The sequence below is a fragment of the Ruminococcus champanellensis 18P13 = JCM 17042 genome, from assembly GCF_000210095.1.
In the GTDB taxonomy this organism is placed as follows: domain Bacteria; phylum Bacillota; class Clostridia; order Oscillospirales; family Ruminococcaceae; genus Ruminococcus_F; species Ruminococcus_F champanellensis.
In genome coordinates, this window is record NC_021039.1 from 1844799 (window position 1) to 1859144 (window position 14346).

The 14346-nt window shown below is 46.6% G+C and carries 27 protein-coding genes; 25 read left to right on the top strand and 2 right to left on the bottom strand.

The annotated features are described in order from the left end of the window. The coding region (locus tag RUM_RS12980; protein ID WP_207634947.1) for a hypothetical protein at positions 1-184 on the top strand (184 nt) is incomplete at its 5' end. A 108-nt stretch (positions 185-292) separates the two neighbouring features. Here RUM_RS12980 and RUM_RS12450 read toward each other — a convergent pair. Further along, positions 293-901, bottom strand: a complete 609-nt coding sequence (locus tag RUM_RS12450) for a helix-turn-helix domain-containing protein (protein ID WP_197533020.1) — start codon at positions 899-901, stop codon at positions 293-295. A 41-nt stretch (positions 902-942) separates the two neighbouring features. After that, positions 943-1569, bottom strand: a complete 627-nt coding sequence (locus RUM_RS08235) for a LexA family protein (protein WP_015558674.1) — start codon at positions 1567-1569, stop codon at positions 943-945. Between the two features lie 150 nt (positions 1570-1719). On the opposite strand from RUM_RS08235, the gene RUM_RS08240 reads away from it, so the two are divergent. The 24 genes from RUM_RS08240 to RUM_RS12850 form a co-directional block, all read left to right on the top strand. Then, on the top strand, positions 1720-1962 hold the full coding sequence (locus tag RUM_RS08240) for a helix-turn-helix domain-containing protein (RefSeq protein ID WP_015558675.1): 243 nt from the start codon (positions 1720-1722) through the stop codon (positions 1960-1962). Positions 1963-1964: 2 nt separating this feature from the next. After that, positions 1965-2168 (top strand): hypothetical protein, encoded by a 204-nt coding sequence (locus RUM_RS08245; RefSeq protein WP_015558676.1) that lies wholly within the window; start codon positions 1965-1967, stop codon positions 2166-2168. An 11-nt stretch (positions 2169-2179) separates the two neighbouring features. After that, a complete protein-coding gene (locus RUM_RS08250; protein ID WP_015558677.1) occupies positions 2180-3001 on the top strand; it encodes a phage antirepressor KilAC domain-containing protein in 822 nt (273 codons plus the stop codon). Between the two features lie 4 nt (positions 3002-3005). Continuing rightward, positions 3006-3305 carry a hypothetical protein gene (locus RUM_RS08255; protein ID WP_015558678.1) on the top strand — a complete coding sequence of 100 codons (300 nt, stop codon included), beginning with the start codon at positions 3006-3008 and terminating at the stop codon, positions 3303-3305. Next, positions 3299-3844 carry a hypothetical protein gene (locus RUM_RS08260; protein ID WP_015558679.1) on the top strand — a complete coding sequence of 182 codons (546 nt, stop codon included), beginning with the start codon at positions 3299-3301 and terminating at the stop codon, positions 3842-3844. The genes RUM_RS08255 and RUM_RS08260 overlap by 7 nt, the downstream gene beginning before the upstream one ends. A gap of 6 nt (positions 3845-3850) precedes the next feature. Further along, complete coding sequence (locus RUM_RS12675) at positions 3851-4027, top strand: hypothetical protein (RefSeq protein WP_015558680.1); 177 nt, start codon at positions 3851-3853, stop codon at positions 4025-4027. 13 nt (positions 4028-4040) lie between these two features. Beyond that, on the top strand, positions 4041-4334 hold the full coding sequence (locus RUM_RS08265; RefSeq protein WP_041326360.1) for a hypothetical protein: 294 nt from the start codon (positions 4041-4043) through the stop codon (positions 4332-4334). Between the two features lie 3 nt (positions 4335-4337). Further along, the gene (locus RUM_RS08270) at positions 4338-5447 is read left to right on the top strand and encodes a phosphoadenosine phosphosulfate reductase domain-containing protein (RefSeq protein ID WP_015558681.1); all 1110 of its coding nucleotides are present in this window, start codon (positions 4338-4340) and stop codon (positions 5445-5447) included. Positions 5448-5687: 240 nt separating this feature from the next. After that, positions 5688-6473: a PD-(D/E)XK nuclease-like domain-containing protein gene (locus tag RUM_RS08275; RefSeq protein WP_015558682.1), complete on the top strand. Its 786-nt coding sequence runs from the start codon at positions 5688-5690 to the stop codon at positions 6471-6473. Positions 6474-6483: 10 nt separating this feature from the next. Continuing rightward, a complete protein-coding gene (locus RUM_RS08280; RefSeq protein WP_015558683.1) occupies positions 6484-6843 on the top strand; it encodes a helix-turn-helix domain-containing protein in 360 nt (119 codons plus the stop codon). Positions 6844-6847: 4 nt separating this feature from the next. Further along, complete coding sequence (locus RUM_RS08285) at positions 6848-7708, top strand: hypothetical protein (RefSeq protein WP_015558684.1); 861 nt, start codon at positions 6848-6850, stop codon at positions 7706-7708. A 207-nt stretch (positions 7709-7915) separates the two neighbouring features. Next, positions 7916-8380, top strand: a complete 465-nt coding sequence (locus RUM_RS08295) for a single-stranded DNA-binding protein (RefSeq protein ID WP_015558685.1) — start codon at positions 7916-7918, stop codon at positions 8378-8380. A 15-nt stretch (positions 8381-8395) separates the two neighbouring features. Beyond that, a complete protein-coding gene (locus tag RUM_RS08300) occupies positions 8396-8761 on the top strand; it encodes a hypothetical protein (protein ID WP_015558686.1) in 366 nt (121 codons plus the stop codon). Between the two features lie 6 nt (positions 8762-8767). Then, positions 8768-9610, top strand: coding sequence for an ATP-binding protein (locus RUM_RS12145; RefSeq protein WP_015558687.1), 843 nt, complete (start codon positions 8768-8770; stop codon positions 9608-9610). Between the two features lies 1 nt (position 9611). Further along, positions 9612-9980 (top strand): RusA family crossover junction endodeoxyribonuclease, encoded by a 369-nt coding sequence (locus RUM_RS12150; protein WP_049775534.1) that lies wholly within the window; start codon positions 9612-9614, stop codon positions 9978-9980. Further along, positions 9967-10122 (top strand): hypothetical protein, encoded by a 156-nt coding sequence (locus RUM_RS12680; RefSeq protein WP_157864618.1) that lies wholly within the window; start codon positions 9967-9969, stop codon positions 10120-10122. Before RUM_RS12150 ends, RUM_RS12680 begins: the two co-directional genes overlap by 14 nt. A gap of 20 nt (positions 10123-10142) precedes the next feature. Then, entirely contained in the window at positions 10143-10373 is a 231-nt protein-coding gene (locus RUM_RS08315) for a hypothetical protein (protein ID WP_015558688.1), read from the top strand. A gap of 67 nt (positions 10374-10440) precedes the next feature. Continuing rightward, the gene (locus tag RUM_RS08320; protein WP_015558689.1) at positions 10441-10827 is read left to right on the top strand and encodes a hypothetical protein; all 387 of its coding nucleotides are present in this window, start codon (positions 10441-10443) and stop codon (positions 10825-10827) included. Further along, positions 10824-11135, top strand: coding sequence for a dATP/dGTP diphosphohydrolase domain-containing protein (locus RUM_RS08325; RefSeq protein ID WP_015558690.1), 312 nt, complete (start codon positions 10824-10826; stop codon positions 11133-11135). The genes RUM_RS08320 and RUM_RS08325 overlap by 4 nt, the downstream gene beginning before the upstream one ends. Before the next feature lie 5 nt (positions 11136-11140). Beyond that, positions 11141-11842, top strand: coding sequence for an FAD-dependent thymidylate synthase (thyX, locus tag RUM_RS08330; protein WP_015558691.1), 702 nt, complete (start codon positions 11141-11143; stop codon positions 11840-11842). After that, on the top strand, positions 11843-12523 hold the full coding sequence (locus RUM_RS08335; protein ID WP_015558692.1) for a hypothetical protein: 681 nt from the start codon (positions 11843-11845) through the stop codon (positions 12521-12523). Beyond that, positions 12493-12945 carry a hypothetical protein gene (locus RUM_RS08340; protein WP_041326362.1) on the top strand — a complete coding sequence of 151 codons (453 nt, stop codon included), beginning with the start codon at positions 12493-12495 and terminating at the stop codon, positions 12943-12945. The genes RUM_RS08335 and RUM_RS08340 overlap by 31 nt, the downstream gene beginning before the upstream one ends. Further along, a complete protein-coding gene (locus tag RUM_RS08345) occupies positions 12932-13837 on the top strand; it encodes a hypothetical protein (protein ID WP_015558694.1) in 906 nt (301 codons plus the stop codon). The genes RUM_RS08340 and RUM_RS08345 overlap by 14 nt, the downstream gene beginning before the upstream one ends. Beyond that, on the top strand, positions 13788-14346 hold a 559-nt coding region (locus RUM_RS12850; protein WP_041326363.1), incomplete at its 3' end, for a hypothetical protein. The genes RUM_RS08345 and RUM_RS12850, both read left to right, overlap by 50 nt.

Below are 14346 nucleotides of genomic sequence, written 5' to 3' on the forward strand. Positions count from 1 at the left end.
AACTACACATACTGCTTTTGTTCCGTTTTATAATATTTTATTATGGCTCACAAATGGCTTAAAACTGCCGTTTGTGGGTCTTTTCTTTTTCTTTCCGTTCGACTCTAAAAATCAGCATTTTCAATTTTTCTGGGGAAATTCGGGGAAAGAAAAGTGCCCAGCAGTAAAACCGCCGGGCACATGAGAAGAAAATTAGAGATCGAAATTTCCAATATTATAATACACCAAATTGCACGAAATGTCAAGTCTTTAAGAGAACAGCCCACCTGTTTAGGTGGGCTATTTTTTTACGCTATTCTGATTGATGCTTGGAAACCACACGCATTAGTAAATGCATGACAGCTCTCATGTCTTTTGGCAAGTCCATGTAGCTTTGCTTCACGTCTTTCCCAGATGTATCTTCCCTGGCAACAAGTGAGTCTAAAACGTCCATTGCATCTAATTCGTTATGTCTTCCGAAAAGTACATCAATTGAAACTTGATATAAATCTGCAAGTTTAACAATCACATCATATCCAGCTTCACGGCGCCCACGTTCGTAATTCTGGTATGATGCCACTGTAAGCCCAATGCGATTTGCCACTTCTGCTTGGCTTAACCCTTTAGTACTTCTGAGTTTATAAATATTGGAACAGAAATTTTCTTTTACCGCATTATCGCACATTTGTTCTTCGATATTACCCGAGCTTGCATGTCTGTTCGGATTATCTGATTGACATACTAGATAATCAATTGAACAATTAAAGAAATTTGACAGCTGAATCAATTTTTCTGAATCCGGTTCACGATCACCCCGTTCATAGCTCACGTACGTTGTGTACGGTATACCCAACTTTGCTGCGGTCTGTTTCATGTTGTAGCCTTTGCCTTCTCGCAGTTCAGACAGCCTGTTTTGAAACACCTTATCACCTCCTTTCATTAACGTTGGTAATGTTAGTATCACTATAAAGCACTCATGAAATAGACCGCTTTGCCCAATATTCTGATTTCGTTCAGTTCCTCACCAGAGTAAAAGAAAGGCTCATAATTTGGGTTTTCAGGATATAGAATCAATTTTCCTTTTTGAGGATAGTATTGCACACGCTTTAGAGTTGCTTCTCCATCAATTATGACAGCGGCGATTTCGCCGTTTTCAACCATTGGCATTTTGCGTATGAAAACAATGTCTCCATCTTGAATACGAGCGTTTATCATACTGTCTCCTTTAGCTCTCAGACAGAAGTCAGCCCGGATATCCATGTCAGCCATTATGTAGCTCTCTCTATCCTCATCGGCGAATATAGGTTCCCCGCATGCTATATCGCCTAGTAACGGGAATTTTTTTAATTTTATCGGATGAATGTTGTCAAATTGGTCATACAGTGATTCTTCTTCCCATCCAAACAAGTATGCCGGGGAAACATGAAGAAATTTTGCAATTGCTTCAATCTTATCAGATGGAATGTTGGTAATGATTCCATTCTCATATTTGTACACGTTTTGCTTGGTTGTACCTATAGCGTCAGCCAATTCTTGCTGCGTTTTATCGATTTCTTTTCTAGCTGTTTTTATACGTTCGCCAATATTCATTTTTTGTTTCACATCCTTTTTTCTTTATTATATATCCTTTCTTGTAACTTGTCAAGAAGTTTTTTTCTGAAAAAAGTCGAAAAATGACTTGACAAGTTACGAAAAAGGTGCTATACTCTAAGTAACTTAAAAAGTTACGGAGGTGATGAAATGCTAAATGTAAATGAATTCAAGGCTGAGATGGTCAGGAATGGCTATACGCAAGAAAGACTCGCCGAGACACTTGGCATGTCTGCAAAAACCCTTAGGGCGAGGATGAAAAAGCGTAACTTTGGAGCAGACGAAATTGAGAAACTCGTTAAGACGCTTAAAATTCGAGACCCTATGGCTATTTTTTTTGCTGGGATGGTAACTTGCGAAGTTACTAACGACAGCGGACGAAAGGAGGTGTAAACATGAACAACTTAGAAACCCTGTTCATCGATGCCAAAAGAGGCATCTTTCAGATCAACGGCAAGGACTTGAAAGGCGTTGCCGAATTCAAACTGACGTTCAGCGGCGGAATTATTAAACTGACAACCACAGAGGCGTTCTATGCAGACGGCACCAAGTTTGACAAAAACGAGTGTGCATCAGAAGTTTGGAAGAGCCGGACTTAAAGGAGGAAAACATGAACGAGATCGAAATTTTCACCAATCCGGCGTTCGGTGAAGTCCGGACGCTGACCATCGACAGCAAGCCCTACTTTGTAGGTAAGGACGTGGCAGAGATCCTGGGATACAGCAATGTAAATAAGGCGATTCAAAGACACGTTGACGATGAGGACAAAAAAACGCTGGATTATAAGGGCTTTTCCCATTTTGGGACAACCCTCTGGGGTAGTAACGACTTTTCAAATAAAACCATTATCACCGAATCCGGCTTATACAGTTTGATCCTTTCAAGTAAATTGCCGACCGCCAAGAAATTCAAGCACTGGGTCACGGCGGACATTCTGCCTACCATCCGACAGCACGGAGCGTACATGACAAAGGACGTGCTGGAAAAGGCACTGACTTCTCCGGATTTTCTAATGCAACTTGCGCAGCAACTGAAAGACGAGCAGGAAAAGCGTGCAGCGTTGGAAACAACGGTTGCGGTGCAGGATCAGCAGATCAAGGAATTAAAGCCAAAGGCGGATTATACCGACAGCATCCTGCGAAACAAGGGGCTTGTGGCCATCACACAGATTGCGAAAGACTACGGCATGAGCGGTAACAAGTTGAACTCTATGCTCCATGAATATGGCGTGCAGTATCTCCTTTCCGGGCAGTGGTTACTTTATTCACAGTACCAGGGCAAGGGCTACACCCATTCGGAGACAGTTGACATCACGCACTCAGACGGGCGGAAGGATATCAAGATGATCACCAAGTGGACGCAGAAAGGAAGGTTGTTCATCTATGCCCGGCTGAAAAAGCACGGCATCCTGCCAATGATTGAAAGGGAGTGACTGTATGGCAAATGTTCCGCAGATTACAAGTTTGCCCACTGCCATTCGGCTGTATTACGAGCGTATTGAACTGAACAATCCGCAGATCAGAGAACTTTTCGGCAATATCGGCAGTGCGAGAATTGCGTCACTGAAAAAAGCGGCGCTGAATCAGATGGCTGAGGACGGCTGCTCATGCTGGAGTGCATACGGCGTGAACACGCAATGCGCATATAAAGCGTGGGGGCTGGAGATTAAAGACCTGGAGCATAGGTACGAAAAATTGAAAAAATCAGGATTGTTGAAGGAGGAACAGGGATGCTAGAAAAACTGATCCGTTGGTATTCACCAGATGAATGCCTGCCGGAGAAAAGCTGTGACGTTATGATCCAATCCGGTAGTTTCGTTGCTGTTATGTCATATTCGGCAAAATACCAGAAATTCAATGCATCAGATTACTGCTGTGAAAACGATCACGTTATGGACGTTGACCGTTGGGCTTATCTTCCAGAATTGCCGCCCGTTGAACGTTACGAGCCAGCAGAAGGAATCGGAACGAACATGTCAGAGGAAGAGTACCAGCGGCTTGCAGATTATGATCCGCCGATGTCGGAGGAAATGACGCTTCTGACTCTCCATAGTCTTTTTTCTTTTGACATGAACTGCATTAAGATAGTTCAGAGCGTCTGCACTTATAAGAAAAATGCCGATGGTGAAATTTCCTTAAGCGGAAAGTACAGCCGTCTACCTGTATGGTCAACTGATCGCTGGAACTACATTAGATTCGATACGCCAAATCACAAGTGGGAAGTGGTGAACGGCGAGTTGATGCCGTACAACGAATATTCCAAAGAAAGAGGATGAGAAAACATGAATTACAAAAACGGTGAGGAAATCATGCAGGAATTTGCGCGAATCGTGGACGCGATCATGCGCACTAACGGTGGGTTGACCAACTGCACGGTGTCCCTCGATGACATCGAAGAAAGTAGCCACTATGATGTGTCAATCACAAAGACACCCATAGATGACATAGAAGAGGAGTAAAGGAGGAATTACAGTGAACAGTAGACAGTTCGCCGCACTGCGTGACACGTTGATCGCATTTGGATGCGGCACGGTGCTGGGTAGCCTGTTGACCACCCGGCAAGGATCATTAACCCCGTTCGCCGTGGCGATCGTTCTGGTGATCGCCGCCGCAGGGGCTGACGTGGTGGCGGAAATCCGCCGTCAGCGCGAGGAAATGGACAGGCTCCACGCCACGGCAATGGCAGATAGCCGGAGGGCATGCGATTATTACGACGTGGAACTGCGCAGAGCACAGGAGTTTGACAGGATCAGCAAGGAGGGATAAAAAATGCAAGATAACAAAAACGGGGAATTCAGATCCAGAGTTTACACGGACAGACCGTCCTACGCCGATCTTCCGAGTCCGGCGAAATTCCAGGCAATCATGGGCATCATCATGACACGGCTGACGCAGCACCCGAATGCCATATGCAGCATCAGCGGCGGGAGCGACAGTGATATTCTTCTCGATATCATCGAACGTTCGAGACAGATGGTGAACCTCCCGGGAATAAATTACTGTTTTTTCAACACTGGTCTGGAGATGGCAGCCACGAAGAGACACATTAAGGAACTGGAAGAAAAGTATGGTGTAGTCATCACCGAGCATCGCCCGAAAAAGAACATCGTGCTTGCGACGAGAGAACATGGGCAGCCATTTGTGTCGAAAATCGTGTCCACCGCCATGGAGTGTGTGCAAAGGAAGGGATTGCCTTTCTCGATAAAGGAAGAATATGACAACTCCGAAGACAAAGCGGCTAAAAGGCAGGAGCTGCGGGAGCGGTATCCAAAGGCAGAAGTTGGAATCAATTTTTTATGCTGCTGTAATTCCGCCGGTGAGCCCAGACCGAATATTCAATTGGTTATAAATAGCAACCCGTACATGTACGAATACATGGTGACCAACCCACCACAGTTCAAAATTAGCGCAAGATGCTGTGATTATTGTAAAAAACAGGTTGCGCACCGTGTACAAAAGGGGTATGACATGATAATCACTGGAGAGCGCAGAGATGAGGGCGGAATGCGATCCGTACCGAGGTCAGAGAACGCAAACGGCACGATGTGTTTCTATGAACAATCCGGCGGGCAGTTCAGATTCCGACCGTTATATTATGTGTCAGATGCTGACAAAGCCTGGTATAAAGAGCATTACGGCATTCGGTATTCGGATGCATACGAGGTCTACGGGCTGAAACGCACCGGGTGTTGTGGATGCGCCATCAGCGCAAGAGCCGTTGAAGACCTGGAAAAAATCAGACCGTTTGAGCCGAATGTGGTAAAAGCCGCGTGGAATATTTTCGGTGATAGCTACCGCTATCGGCAAGGGTACAACGAATTCAAATCTGCGAAACGTGCTGAGATCCGTGCAACGGAAAAAAATCCACTAGCAGGCTGAGGGAGAAAGAATATTTGTGATACAGCGAAAGAAGGAGGCTACATCAAGTGATTAGGATTGAGAAAGTGTCCGACTGTCGAGATTGTGGACTACCTCCATGCGTACATTGCGCAAGACGGGAAATTCATAAGATTTGCGACCGATGCGGCAACGAGGTTGACACGCTATACAAAGCCGGAGATGATCAGATTTGCTCCGAGTGCCGGGATGAATTGATTCCGGAAATTAGGAGGTTTGGCGATGACTGAGCAGGAATACAGACAGCATCCGGCAGTGAGCCGTTCAGATCTTTGGCGGCTTAAAGATAGTCCGGAAAAATTCAAGTTCTACCGGGAAAACCCGGTAGAACCAACCCAAGCGCTTATATTTGGTCAGTTGTTCCATGCTGTAGTGCTCCAACCGGAACAGGTACAGGAAATGTTTGCGGTTGCACCAGATTGCGACAAGCGAACAAAAGCAGGACGTGAGGAATACGCCGCATTTGTTGAATCTGCGCAAGGTAAAACCGTGGTTACACTGGAGCAAATGGCAGAAGCACAGAAGATGTGCGATGCCGTCAAACGGCACACTCTTGCAAGCAAACTGCTGGGCGGCGTGCATGAGAAAGAATATCTATGGACGGACGAAATCACCGGCGAAAATTGCAAATGCCGGGCGGATATCGTGACCAAGGTCGGTGGCATGCCTTTGGTAGTTGACTTAAAGACCACGACAGATGCAAGCACAGCTGGGTTTTCTCGTGAAGCGTTGCGGTATGGCTACGGCTTCCAAGCAGCAATGTACCTGGAAGGAGTAAATAAGGTTACTGAGTGCGAACACAATTTTGTGATCATTGCCATTGAAAAAACACAGCCGTATGCTGTAAATGTGTTGCTAGCGCCCAGACAGTTTGTGCAACACGGCTATGGCACGTTTCGAGAACTCATCGAGATATATCATGACTGCAAACAAAGTGGCGTATGGTACGGCTACAATGGCAAGGACAATATGCTGGGAGAGTTATTGCTCCCGTCATGGATGGAGTAGGGGTGGAAAGATGGATTTTGACTTGAAAGGAATCGGGAACAAGATACGGCAACTGCGCAAGGAGAACAAACTCACCCAGGCTCAGCTTGCGGCTGTGTGCTACATTAACAGGTCATCAATAGGCCTTTATGAAAACGGATTGCGAGAACCGTCCGCCGGAACGATTGCATATCTTGCTAAATACTTCAATGTATCTGTTGATTATTTGCTAGGTGTCGATGAATGCAAGCAGCGAAACAACATAGATATGCAGACAAAACTGTACAAAATCGGTAAAGAACATGAGCTGTTAAAAGAACGAATTGAAACGCTTGATGCACAAATGATATTAGTCATGAATGCGCTAAGAGCACAGACAAAAAAGGGGTAAGAACATGAATGAAGTAAATTTGCCGGATATCCGGCACGAAAACACGCAGATCGCCATGGCACATGATCTCAGTTATGCGAATTTGGAGCAAAAAGCGGAACGGTACGCAAAATCTAGCATGGTGCCGCAGAATTACCGTGGCAACCAGGCAGACTGCTATGTTGCTGTTGAAATGGCTGAACGTATGAACGTAAGCCCGCTGATGGTTATGCAGAACCTGTATGTCGTTAAAGGCAAACCAAGCTGGAGCGGACAGGCATGCATGGCGATGATTCGCAACTGCGGAACATTCAGAGGTGTTCGACATGTGTATGTTGGAACGCCCGGTACAGAATCCAGGGGTTGCTACGTTGAAGCACTGGACGCTGTGACGGGAGAGAAGGTGATTGGCGTGACAGTCACCATTGCAATGGCAAAGGCGGAAGGATGGACGAGTAACCCCAAGTGGCGGAATATGCCGGAACTTATGCTTGCGTACCGTGCTAGCACGTTCTTTGCACGTGTACACTGTCCGGAAATGCTTATGGGATGCTCCACTGAGGGAGAAGTTGAAGATGGCGAGCCGGAGCAATCAATAACGGCGCAAAGCTTGACGGATGCATTGAAAGGCGCTACAGAGCCACAGGAAAGCCCGTCAGAGCCTTTAGAGATGGTTGAGACACAAGGTACTGGGCATGAGCAGACGAGGGCTGAAAAGGCTGTCAGTGCGTTTGAGAGCGTAGGTATCACAAAAGCGCAGATAGAGGCTAGAGCCGGAAAAGCGGTGGAGAGCATGACGGGTGAAGAACTTACGGTTCTTGGAAATTTGTATATGGCAATTCACACCGGCAAATTGAGTCGGGATGACTTCATCAAAAGCAAGTGAGAAAGAACTACTCCGACAAAAAGCCGGTAGACAATTCGAGCATATACGCCACTGGGAATCCATACGGATACAGGATAAACATCAACAATCCTAAAATCAAGCCGTTGTACGAAAAGTATAAAAGAAAATACAAGATCATGATTCCATCCGATGAAGAACGCAAGCGCTTTGAGGACATGATTTTTCAACTGATAGAAAGGAAAAAACATGATTAACAAGGTCATTATCATGGGTCGGCTTACGGCTGACCCGGAATTGAGAAACACGCAGAGCGGCATTGCCGTTATACGGTTTACTGTTGCTGTAAATAGGCAGTATAAGAAAGACCAGGAGCAGCAAGCAGATTTTATCCGTTGCACTGCATGGAGGCAGTCGGCAGAGTTCATAAGCAAGTATTTCACAAAAGGCAAGATGATCATTGTGGAGGGTGCCTTGCGCAACAATGATTACACGGATGTAAATGGTGTTAAACACTATTCCATGGACGTTCAGGTGGACAACGTTTCCTTTGGAGAATCCAAGGGTGGTGGACAGTCGCAAAATAACACTCAGCCGTCTGTGTCACCCGTCATTACCCCGGAAGTAATACAGAGCGCTACACCTGCAAGCGAAGCAATCCCGGACTTGAGCGGATTTGAAGAAATCCTCAGTGACGGCGATGTGCCATTTTAAAGGAGGTCGTTCAGAATGGCAGAACGCAGGATGTTTTCAAAAGCGGTCATAGACAGCGATGCCTTTATTGACCTTCCTGCGTCTGCCAGGCTTCTGTACTACGACCTGGCAATGCGTGCGGATGATGATGGGTTTATCAATAGCCCTAAAAAAATCATGCGCATGGTAGGGTGCGGTGAAACCGATCTCGCAGCTTTGATTTCAAACGGGTTTGTTATTTATTTCAAATCCGGAATAGTGGCAATTCGTCATTGGAAAATGCAGAATTACATACAGAAAGACCGGTACAAGGCAACGATCTACCAGGATGAACGAAAAGCACTTGATTTGCAAAAAAATGGAGTTTATATTGTGGTGGATTCAAGCAAAACGCAGGAGTGAAAAAGGATGAGTGAGTTTGAGCGCATGCTTCTTGGCTTTTCTGCAAACGTGGCAAAAGCTATGGAACATGGTGACAGCGACTATCTCGAAAATGGGCTTGTTCACTGTGGAAAGTGTCACACGCCTAAACAAGCAAATATAACGATAGGTGAAAACAGCGCTATCGTATGGTGCCTATGCAAATGCGCTGAGGAACAGCAGAAGCGAGAAGATGCAGAGCGGCATGCTGCAATGCGAAAAGCTGAAAGTGACAGAAATCGTCAGAGCATGATTTGCGACCGTAAGTTATTGGGTGCTACGTTTGAAGGATCGACACCAAGTGCAAGAGATACACATGCGTTTAAAGTGTGCGAAAAATATTGTGATAAATGGCAGGAGGTCAAGGAAAACAGCTACGGGCTGTACATATACGGCAATCCAGGGTGTGGAAAGACATTCTTAACTGCTTGCATGGCTAACAGGTTGATTGATGGCGGAGAGCGTGTGCTCATGACATCTTTGCCCCGGATTATCAATGATATTTTTGCGGCAGAAGATAAGAACGCAGTAATCCGCCGGGCAGTGTCTGTTCCTTTGCTTATCCTGGACGATTTCGGCACGGAACAGCAGAGCGCTTACAACATGTCACAAGTGTATCGCATTATTGATGATCGTTACAACGCAAATAAACCGTTGATTATCACTAGCAACATCGATTTTGACCAAATTGTTCGTCCACAAAACGTTCAGCAGAAACAAATCTACAGCCGAATTGTTGACATGTGCACGCCTGTAAAGGTTGAGGGCGCATGGCGGATGCGGCAGGGAATGCAAAAATCCAAAGAATTGCACGATCTACTGGGGGTGTAAAGTGCGTTTCGTTTACATAATTTTGGATATCCCACCGAGCAACAACCAATTTATCGGGCGGAACAAGCGTTGGCAATACCAAGATGCGAAAAAGCGTTGGGCAGATTTAATCCGCTTGACTTGCAGACCGAAGCCACCAGATCCGCTGAAAAAATGTCGTGTGCATCTTCACTACACGTTCCCTGATAAACGTAGGCGTGATCCTGACAATTACAGTGGCAAGTTTATTCTTGATGGGCTTGTAAAAGCTGGAATACTGGAAGATGATAATTTCACAAACATTCAGTTGATTCTGTCGGCTGAATTTGGCGGAAATCAGAAGCAGACGTTAATCGAGATCGAGGAGGTGCAAAAGGTTGAAAAGCAATGACGGAATGATCGTGGAAGCGACAAAGGCGGAACTGATGCGAATTTACGACAACGAGGAATATTGGCGTGACATGACCCTGGAAGAATTTTTCAAGTCGGTTGAAAACTGGGGAACAAAGATACTGGAAGATACCGCAGAGTGAGACAAACAGGAGGAACGAATATGATTGAGAAAACAAACAGATGCAGATATATCAACGACCTGGGCTGGGAGTGCTGTTCCCTGCTTAACGTTGAAGAATGTCCTGAAAATTGCAAGTTTCGGAAAACGGAGGAGGAGTACCAGGAGGGGCAGAGACACGCCAGAAGCATCTTGGATGCCAAAGGGTTGGAAGTGTGTGACGTGTTTGACAGCCAGGGCGTTCATCGTATTAGCACCCGGAGGGCAAAATGAAACGCCGGACAGGCGGCAGCCCTGGAGGCGTTGCGGTTGGAAATAATAGGAAACAAGGAGTGACAATATGAAAATTTGCGAAACATGTGGGGCAGACATTTCCAGTAGAGGGAGAGGGGCAAAGTACTGTAAAGAATGTTTACGAAAAAAGCGACTGGAACAGGTGAAAATCTACCAAGCAAAAAATTCAGAAATTATCAAACAACGCAAAAGGGAGTACTATCAGCGCACAAAAAAAGGAACCGTCAAAGAAAAACGCGAGCGAGAACGAGAATGCCTGGAGGAAGAGAAATCTTGGGAAATGTTGCGGCAGGCATTCGGTGAACGTTTCGGCGTAAGCTACCAACATGTAAACACAATGTCGCAACTGGAAAAAGACGTTGCCGAAGCCACAAGGCTGGGCATCAGCTACGGCGAGTACGAAGCCAGGAAAAGAAAGGGGATAAGTAAATGAACGAGAGTACAGCCCCGGATGGGCAGGAACCGAAAGCCGATAAGGGCAAGGCACGGCTAGGTCTGGTACCTATGCGGATTCTGTGGGCAATAGCCCGTGTCCGTGAATTCGGCGTGGAAAAATACGGGCAGACGGACGGCTGGCGCATGGTCAGCCCAGAACGCTATCGGGATGCCATGATGCGGCACATCGCTGCATACATAGACGACCCCACAGGAACGGATGCTGAATCCGGACTGCCGCACCTGTGGCACGCAGCGTGTAATATTGCGTTTTTGATCGCACTTGAAAATAACGGAAAGGATTGAATGAAATGGAAATTGTAAGACCATCACACGAAATCTGGACACCACTGGACGGGGACGAAATCCTGCGGCACATCGAACACTGCGGACGGGTCGCCTATCAGTCAGACGATCGGACGACCCCGGACAGTGCCGCCCGATTCGTTTGGCGGCTGATCCAGCGTGGGCATGAATCCGTGCTGGAACACACTAACATCACTGTTAATTTTATTACCGACCGTGCGACAGCAAACGAACTGGTACGACACAGAATGGCGGCGTTCACGCAGGAAAGTACAAGATATGTTAAATACGACAATACTAGGATATGTCTGACCGAGGATGCAGAGGATCATCTGTTTGACATGCTGGACGCACTGGTTGAATCCGGTGGGGCATATTCCGGTATGATCCTAGACGGCTGTGCGGCGCAGACGGCACGCAGGGTACTGCCCCTATGCCTGGCGACCCAGATCGTCATGACGGCTAATCTGCGTGAATGGCGGCATGTCCTGCGGATTCGGACTGCACGTGATGCGCACCCGGACATGCGTGCGCTGATGATTCCGCTGCTGGCAGATTTTAAAAATAAAATCCCGGTCGTGTTTGATGATATTTTGACAGACGTACCGACCCAGGGGGGACTGCGACACGGCGATGACATCCTGGTTGTATGTGATGATCTTTTGACAGACGCACCAACCGTGAACCCATTGAAAGGGGATGAATAAATGGAGATTGATTACCTTACGAGAGACGGGAAAGGAAAGGAGTTTGTGAAAAAAGTAAAAATCAAGGAGTTCCCGACAGTAGAGCATGCGTTTGTTTGCCAATCGTGCGGAAGGCGATGTGATCACGGTGTGCCGATTAAGGCTTGTACATCGTCAAAATTCACTGATTGGCAGTACGTTGGAGATTACATGTGCACCGATTGCACCAGATTGATGAGTCTTTATTTCTACAGCTACTCCGTGGAGGGTGGCGAAATTCACCTGTTTAATCTGCGTGAAATTTACGAAAATATCATGCGTTCACACACAGTGCCGTTCAAGTTTATTGTGTCAAAAACAGGGAAAAAGCACTTATTCTACAGAGCGCCGGAGAATATGACAGACGATCAGTTTGCAATTCAATTTGAGACTGAGACAGTTTACACGAACAGGGAACGAATGCGGCGGCTGTTTGATTTTTGCGAATGCATGCAGACACTTGGTGTGTCTAAATTGGCAATGTCGGAATGCAAATTGCCAATGAACATTATGAAGGAATCATTTGGATTACAAGCATATTTGTTTCTAAGAAACGAACTGACCCATTCACGTGAAATCCAGATCCCACTTCACTGTGGGCAAAAACGAGACATTACGGAGGAAGATGCAAAATGTTGTATAATTTCAGTACTGACAATGTGAGGTATGCAAAAGCAGCACAGTTGCTGTACGCCTTGTATAAGAGCCGTGACACAAGTTCACCGATGAACGGCGTTGAGACATGGAACAGGGTAGAAGCCTACTGCAAAGGCGCTTGCAAGAAATCCAGAACAACGTCTGAGTTCGTCACCAAGTTCAAGGAAATGGGCAAGGTTGGAGCAATCAAACCTAAGTACATGGCTAACCCAGAACACAAGGCACATAGGCTGGTCATGCCAGACGGAACCGTCCTTGAATCTGACAGCATCCGAGAATTCAACGCAGAGATCTTGCAGGACGATGAGGTGCGTAAAACAATTGAGACGGACTACTGCTTAATCGTGTTCCTCGTGAGGGAACGCATTGAGAGAGAAAAGGCAATTGCAACCGCAAGTGAGGAGGAAGAAGAAAATGAAGAAGATTAAAATTATTTACACCATGACAGCGCCTGTGTCGCACATAGGTCAGACGGCTAGCGTTGGGGCGTATTTCAACGCCATAAAAACAGCATGGGGAGAAATGCCGGTTATAACAGGGAATTCCGTTAGGGGTATTCTTCGTGATTATGGCGCACAAGAACTGCTCGATACATACGGGGTTGCTGTTGACAAGGAAGTGTTTAACGTCCTGTTCTCCGGCGGGAACATCTCCGGCGCAACAAAGAATGACGTGGAACGTGCCAAATTTGTACGCCAGCACTTCCCAATCGTATCCCTTCTAGGTGGCGGATTGGGCACAATGATCATGTCCGGGAACGTCCTTTCAGGGTTCTTGTACCCCATTTGCATGGAGTCGGAAGAACTGACGCACATCCCGTCTGAGGTGTCCTGGCATGATCTGATGGATGAGATAGAGTTTACGAGAATGGACGACAGCAAGGACGATAAAAAGTCTAAGTATTGCGAAAATGCAGAGGCTGAAAACACTGCAAAGGCATCCACACAGATGCGGATTTCTGTACAGTACATGGCTCCAGGCACCCGATTTGTTCAAGAAATTACACTGCTAGGCAGTGCAACAGAGATGGAAGAAGCGGCGCTGTATTCAGCCATTGCCAGATGGTTTGCAACGCCTACGCTAGGCGGCATGCGTGCTAAGGGATTCGGATTTTTTGATGCAGATTCCGAAGAAATAAGCGTAACAGGCGGTAGGATTGTCATGTCAGATCGTGTGCGTGATTTAATCGATAAATACCACGCATTTTTACAGGCTGAGGATTTTGAAGAAACCATTAAGCTTCTGGCGACTGACGGGGGAGGAAAGAAAAATGGCAAAAGCACCAACAAGACCACTGCAAGTGACGGCAACGTTGGCTGATGGGCGGATCGTGTCAACAGATGGAATTGTGATGTTTGACAGCATCATATATCACGCGTGGTTCTACAAATACGCCCCGCAGGTTCTGAGAGGGGAGTGCGCAGGGGAACGCCTGGACGGCTATATCGGGCTTCCTTTCGCCCGCTTGCCGAATAACCGTTGGATGGCAAGTAAAGGCGTGTATGACGAGGTAGAACGCCATGTAGAGTATTATAACAAACGACCGGACTTTTTTGCTGCTGACAAGCTGCGATGGTTAAAAGATGATAAGGGAATCATTGATGATTCAGCCGGGAAATATCGTGCTTATCGCAATCCGGTAATCGTCCGGGTTTTGAAGGATGCAAAGGTCACGTTTTTTTGTAGAGGAAATAAGAACGAGATTATCGACCTTCTAAGCAGAATCCCGGCTGTCGGGAAAAAGCCGGCAATGGGCTGGGGAATCGTTCAGAAATGGGAAGTGAAAGAAATCGAGGAGGATTTCAGCACATTTCACCCTAAGTACGGAC

Bases quoted from the DNA above. Each gene is read 5' to 3' on its own strand.
- RUM_RS08235 (WP_015558674.1), bottom strand. From the start codon at position 1,569: ATGAATATTGGCGAACGTATAAAAACAGCTAGAAAAGAAATCGATAAA.
- RUM_RS08240 (WP_015558675.1), top strand. From the start codon at position 1,720: ATGCTAAATGTAAATGAATTCAAGGCTGAGATGGTCAGGAATGGCTAT.
- RUM_RS08245 (WP_015558676.1), top strand. From the start codon at position 1,965: ATGAACAACTTAGAAACCCTGTTCATCGATGCCAAAAGAGGCATCTTT.
- RUM_RS08250 (WP_015558677.1), top strand. From the start codon at position 2,180: ATGAACGAGATCGAAATTTTCACCAATCCGGCGTTCGGTGAAGTCCGG.
- RUM_RS08255 (WP_015558678.1), top strand. From the start codon at position 3,006: ATGGCAAATGTTCCGCAGATTACAAGTTTGCCCACTGCCATTCGGCTG.
- RUM_RS08260 (WP_015558679.1), top strand. From the start codon at position 3,299: ATGCTAGAAAAACTGATCCGTTGGTATTCACCAGATGAATGCCTGCCG.
- RUM_RS12675 (WP_015558680.1), top strand. From the start codon at position 3,851: ATGAATTACAAAAACGGTGAGGAAATCATGCAGGAATTTGCGCGAATC.
- RUM_RS08270 (WP_015558681.1), top strand. From the start codon at position 4,338: ATGCAAGATAACAAAAACGGGGAATTCAGATCCAGAGTTTACACGGAC.
- RUM_RS08275 (WP_015558682.1), top strand. From the start codon at position 5,688: ATGACTGAGCAGGAATACAGACAGCATCCGGCAGTGAGCCGTTCAGAT.
- RUM_RS08280 (WP_015558683.1), top strand. From the start codon at position 6,484: ATGGATTTTGACTTGAAAGGAATCGGGAACAAGATACGGCAACTGCGC.
- RUM_RS08285 (WP_015558684.1), top strand. From the start codon at position 6,848: ATGAATGAAGTAAATTTGCCGGATATCCGGCACGAAAACACGCAGATC.
- RUM_RS08295 (WP_015558685.1), top strand. From the start codon at position 7,916: ATGATTAACAAGGTCATTATCATGGGTCGGCTTACGGCTGACCCGGAA.
- RUM_RS08300 (WP_015558686.1), top strand. From the start codon at position 8,396: ATGGCAGAACGCAGGATGTTTTCAAAAGCGGTCATAGACAGCGATGCC.
- RUM_RS12145 (WP_015558687.1), top strand. From the start codon at position 8,768: ATGAGTGAGTTTGAGCGCATGCTTCTTGGCTTTTCTGCAAACGTGGCA.
- RUM_RS08315 (WP_015558688.1), top strand. From the start codon at position 10,143: ATGATTGAGAAAACAAACAGATGCAGATATATCAACGACCTGGGCTGG.
- RUM_RS08320 (WP_015558689.1), top strand. From the start codon at position 10,441: ATGAAAATTTGCGAAACATGTGGGGCAGACATTTCCAGTAGAGGGAGA.
- RUM_RS08325 (WP_015558690.1), top strand. From the start codon at position 10,824: ATGAACGAGAGTACAGCCCCGGATGGGCAGGAACCGAAAGCCGATAAG.
- thyX (WP_015558691.1), top strand. From the start codon at position 11,141: ATGGAAATTGTAAGACCATCACACGAAATCTGGACACCACTGGACGGG.
- RUM_RS08335 (WP_015558692.1), top strand. From the start codon at position 11,843: ATGGAGATTGATTACCTTACGAGAGACGGGAAAGGAAAGGAGTTTGTG.
- RUM_RS08340 (WP_041326362.1), top strand. From the start codon at position 12,493: ATGTTGTATAATTTCAGTACTGACAATGTGAGGTATGCAAAAGCAGCA.
- RUM_RS08345 (WP_015558694.1), top strand. From the start codon at position 12,932: ATGAAGAAGATTAAAATTATTTACACCATGACAGCGCCTGTGTCGCAC.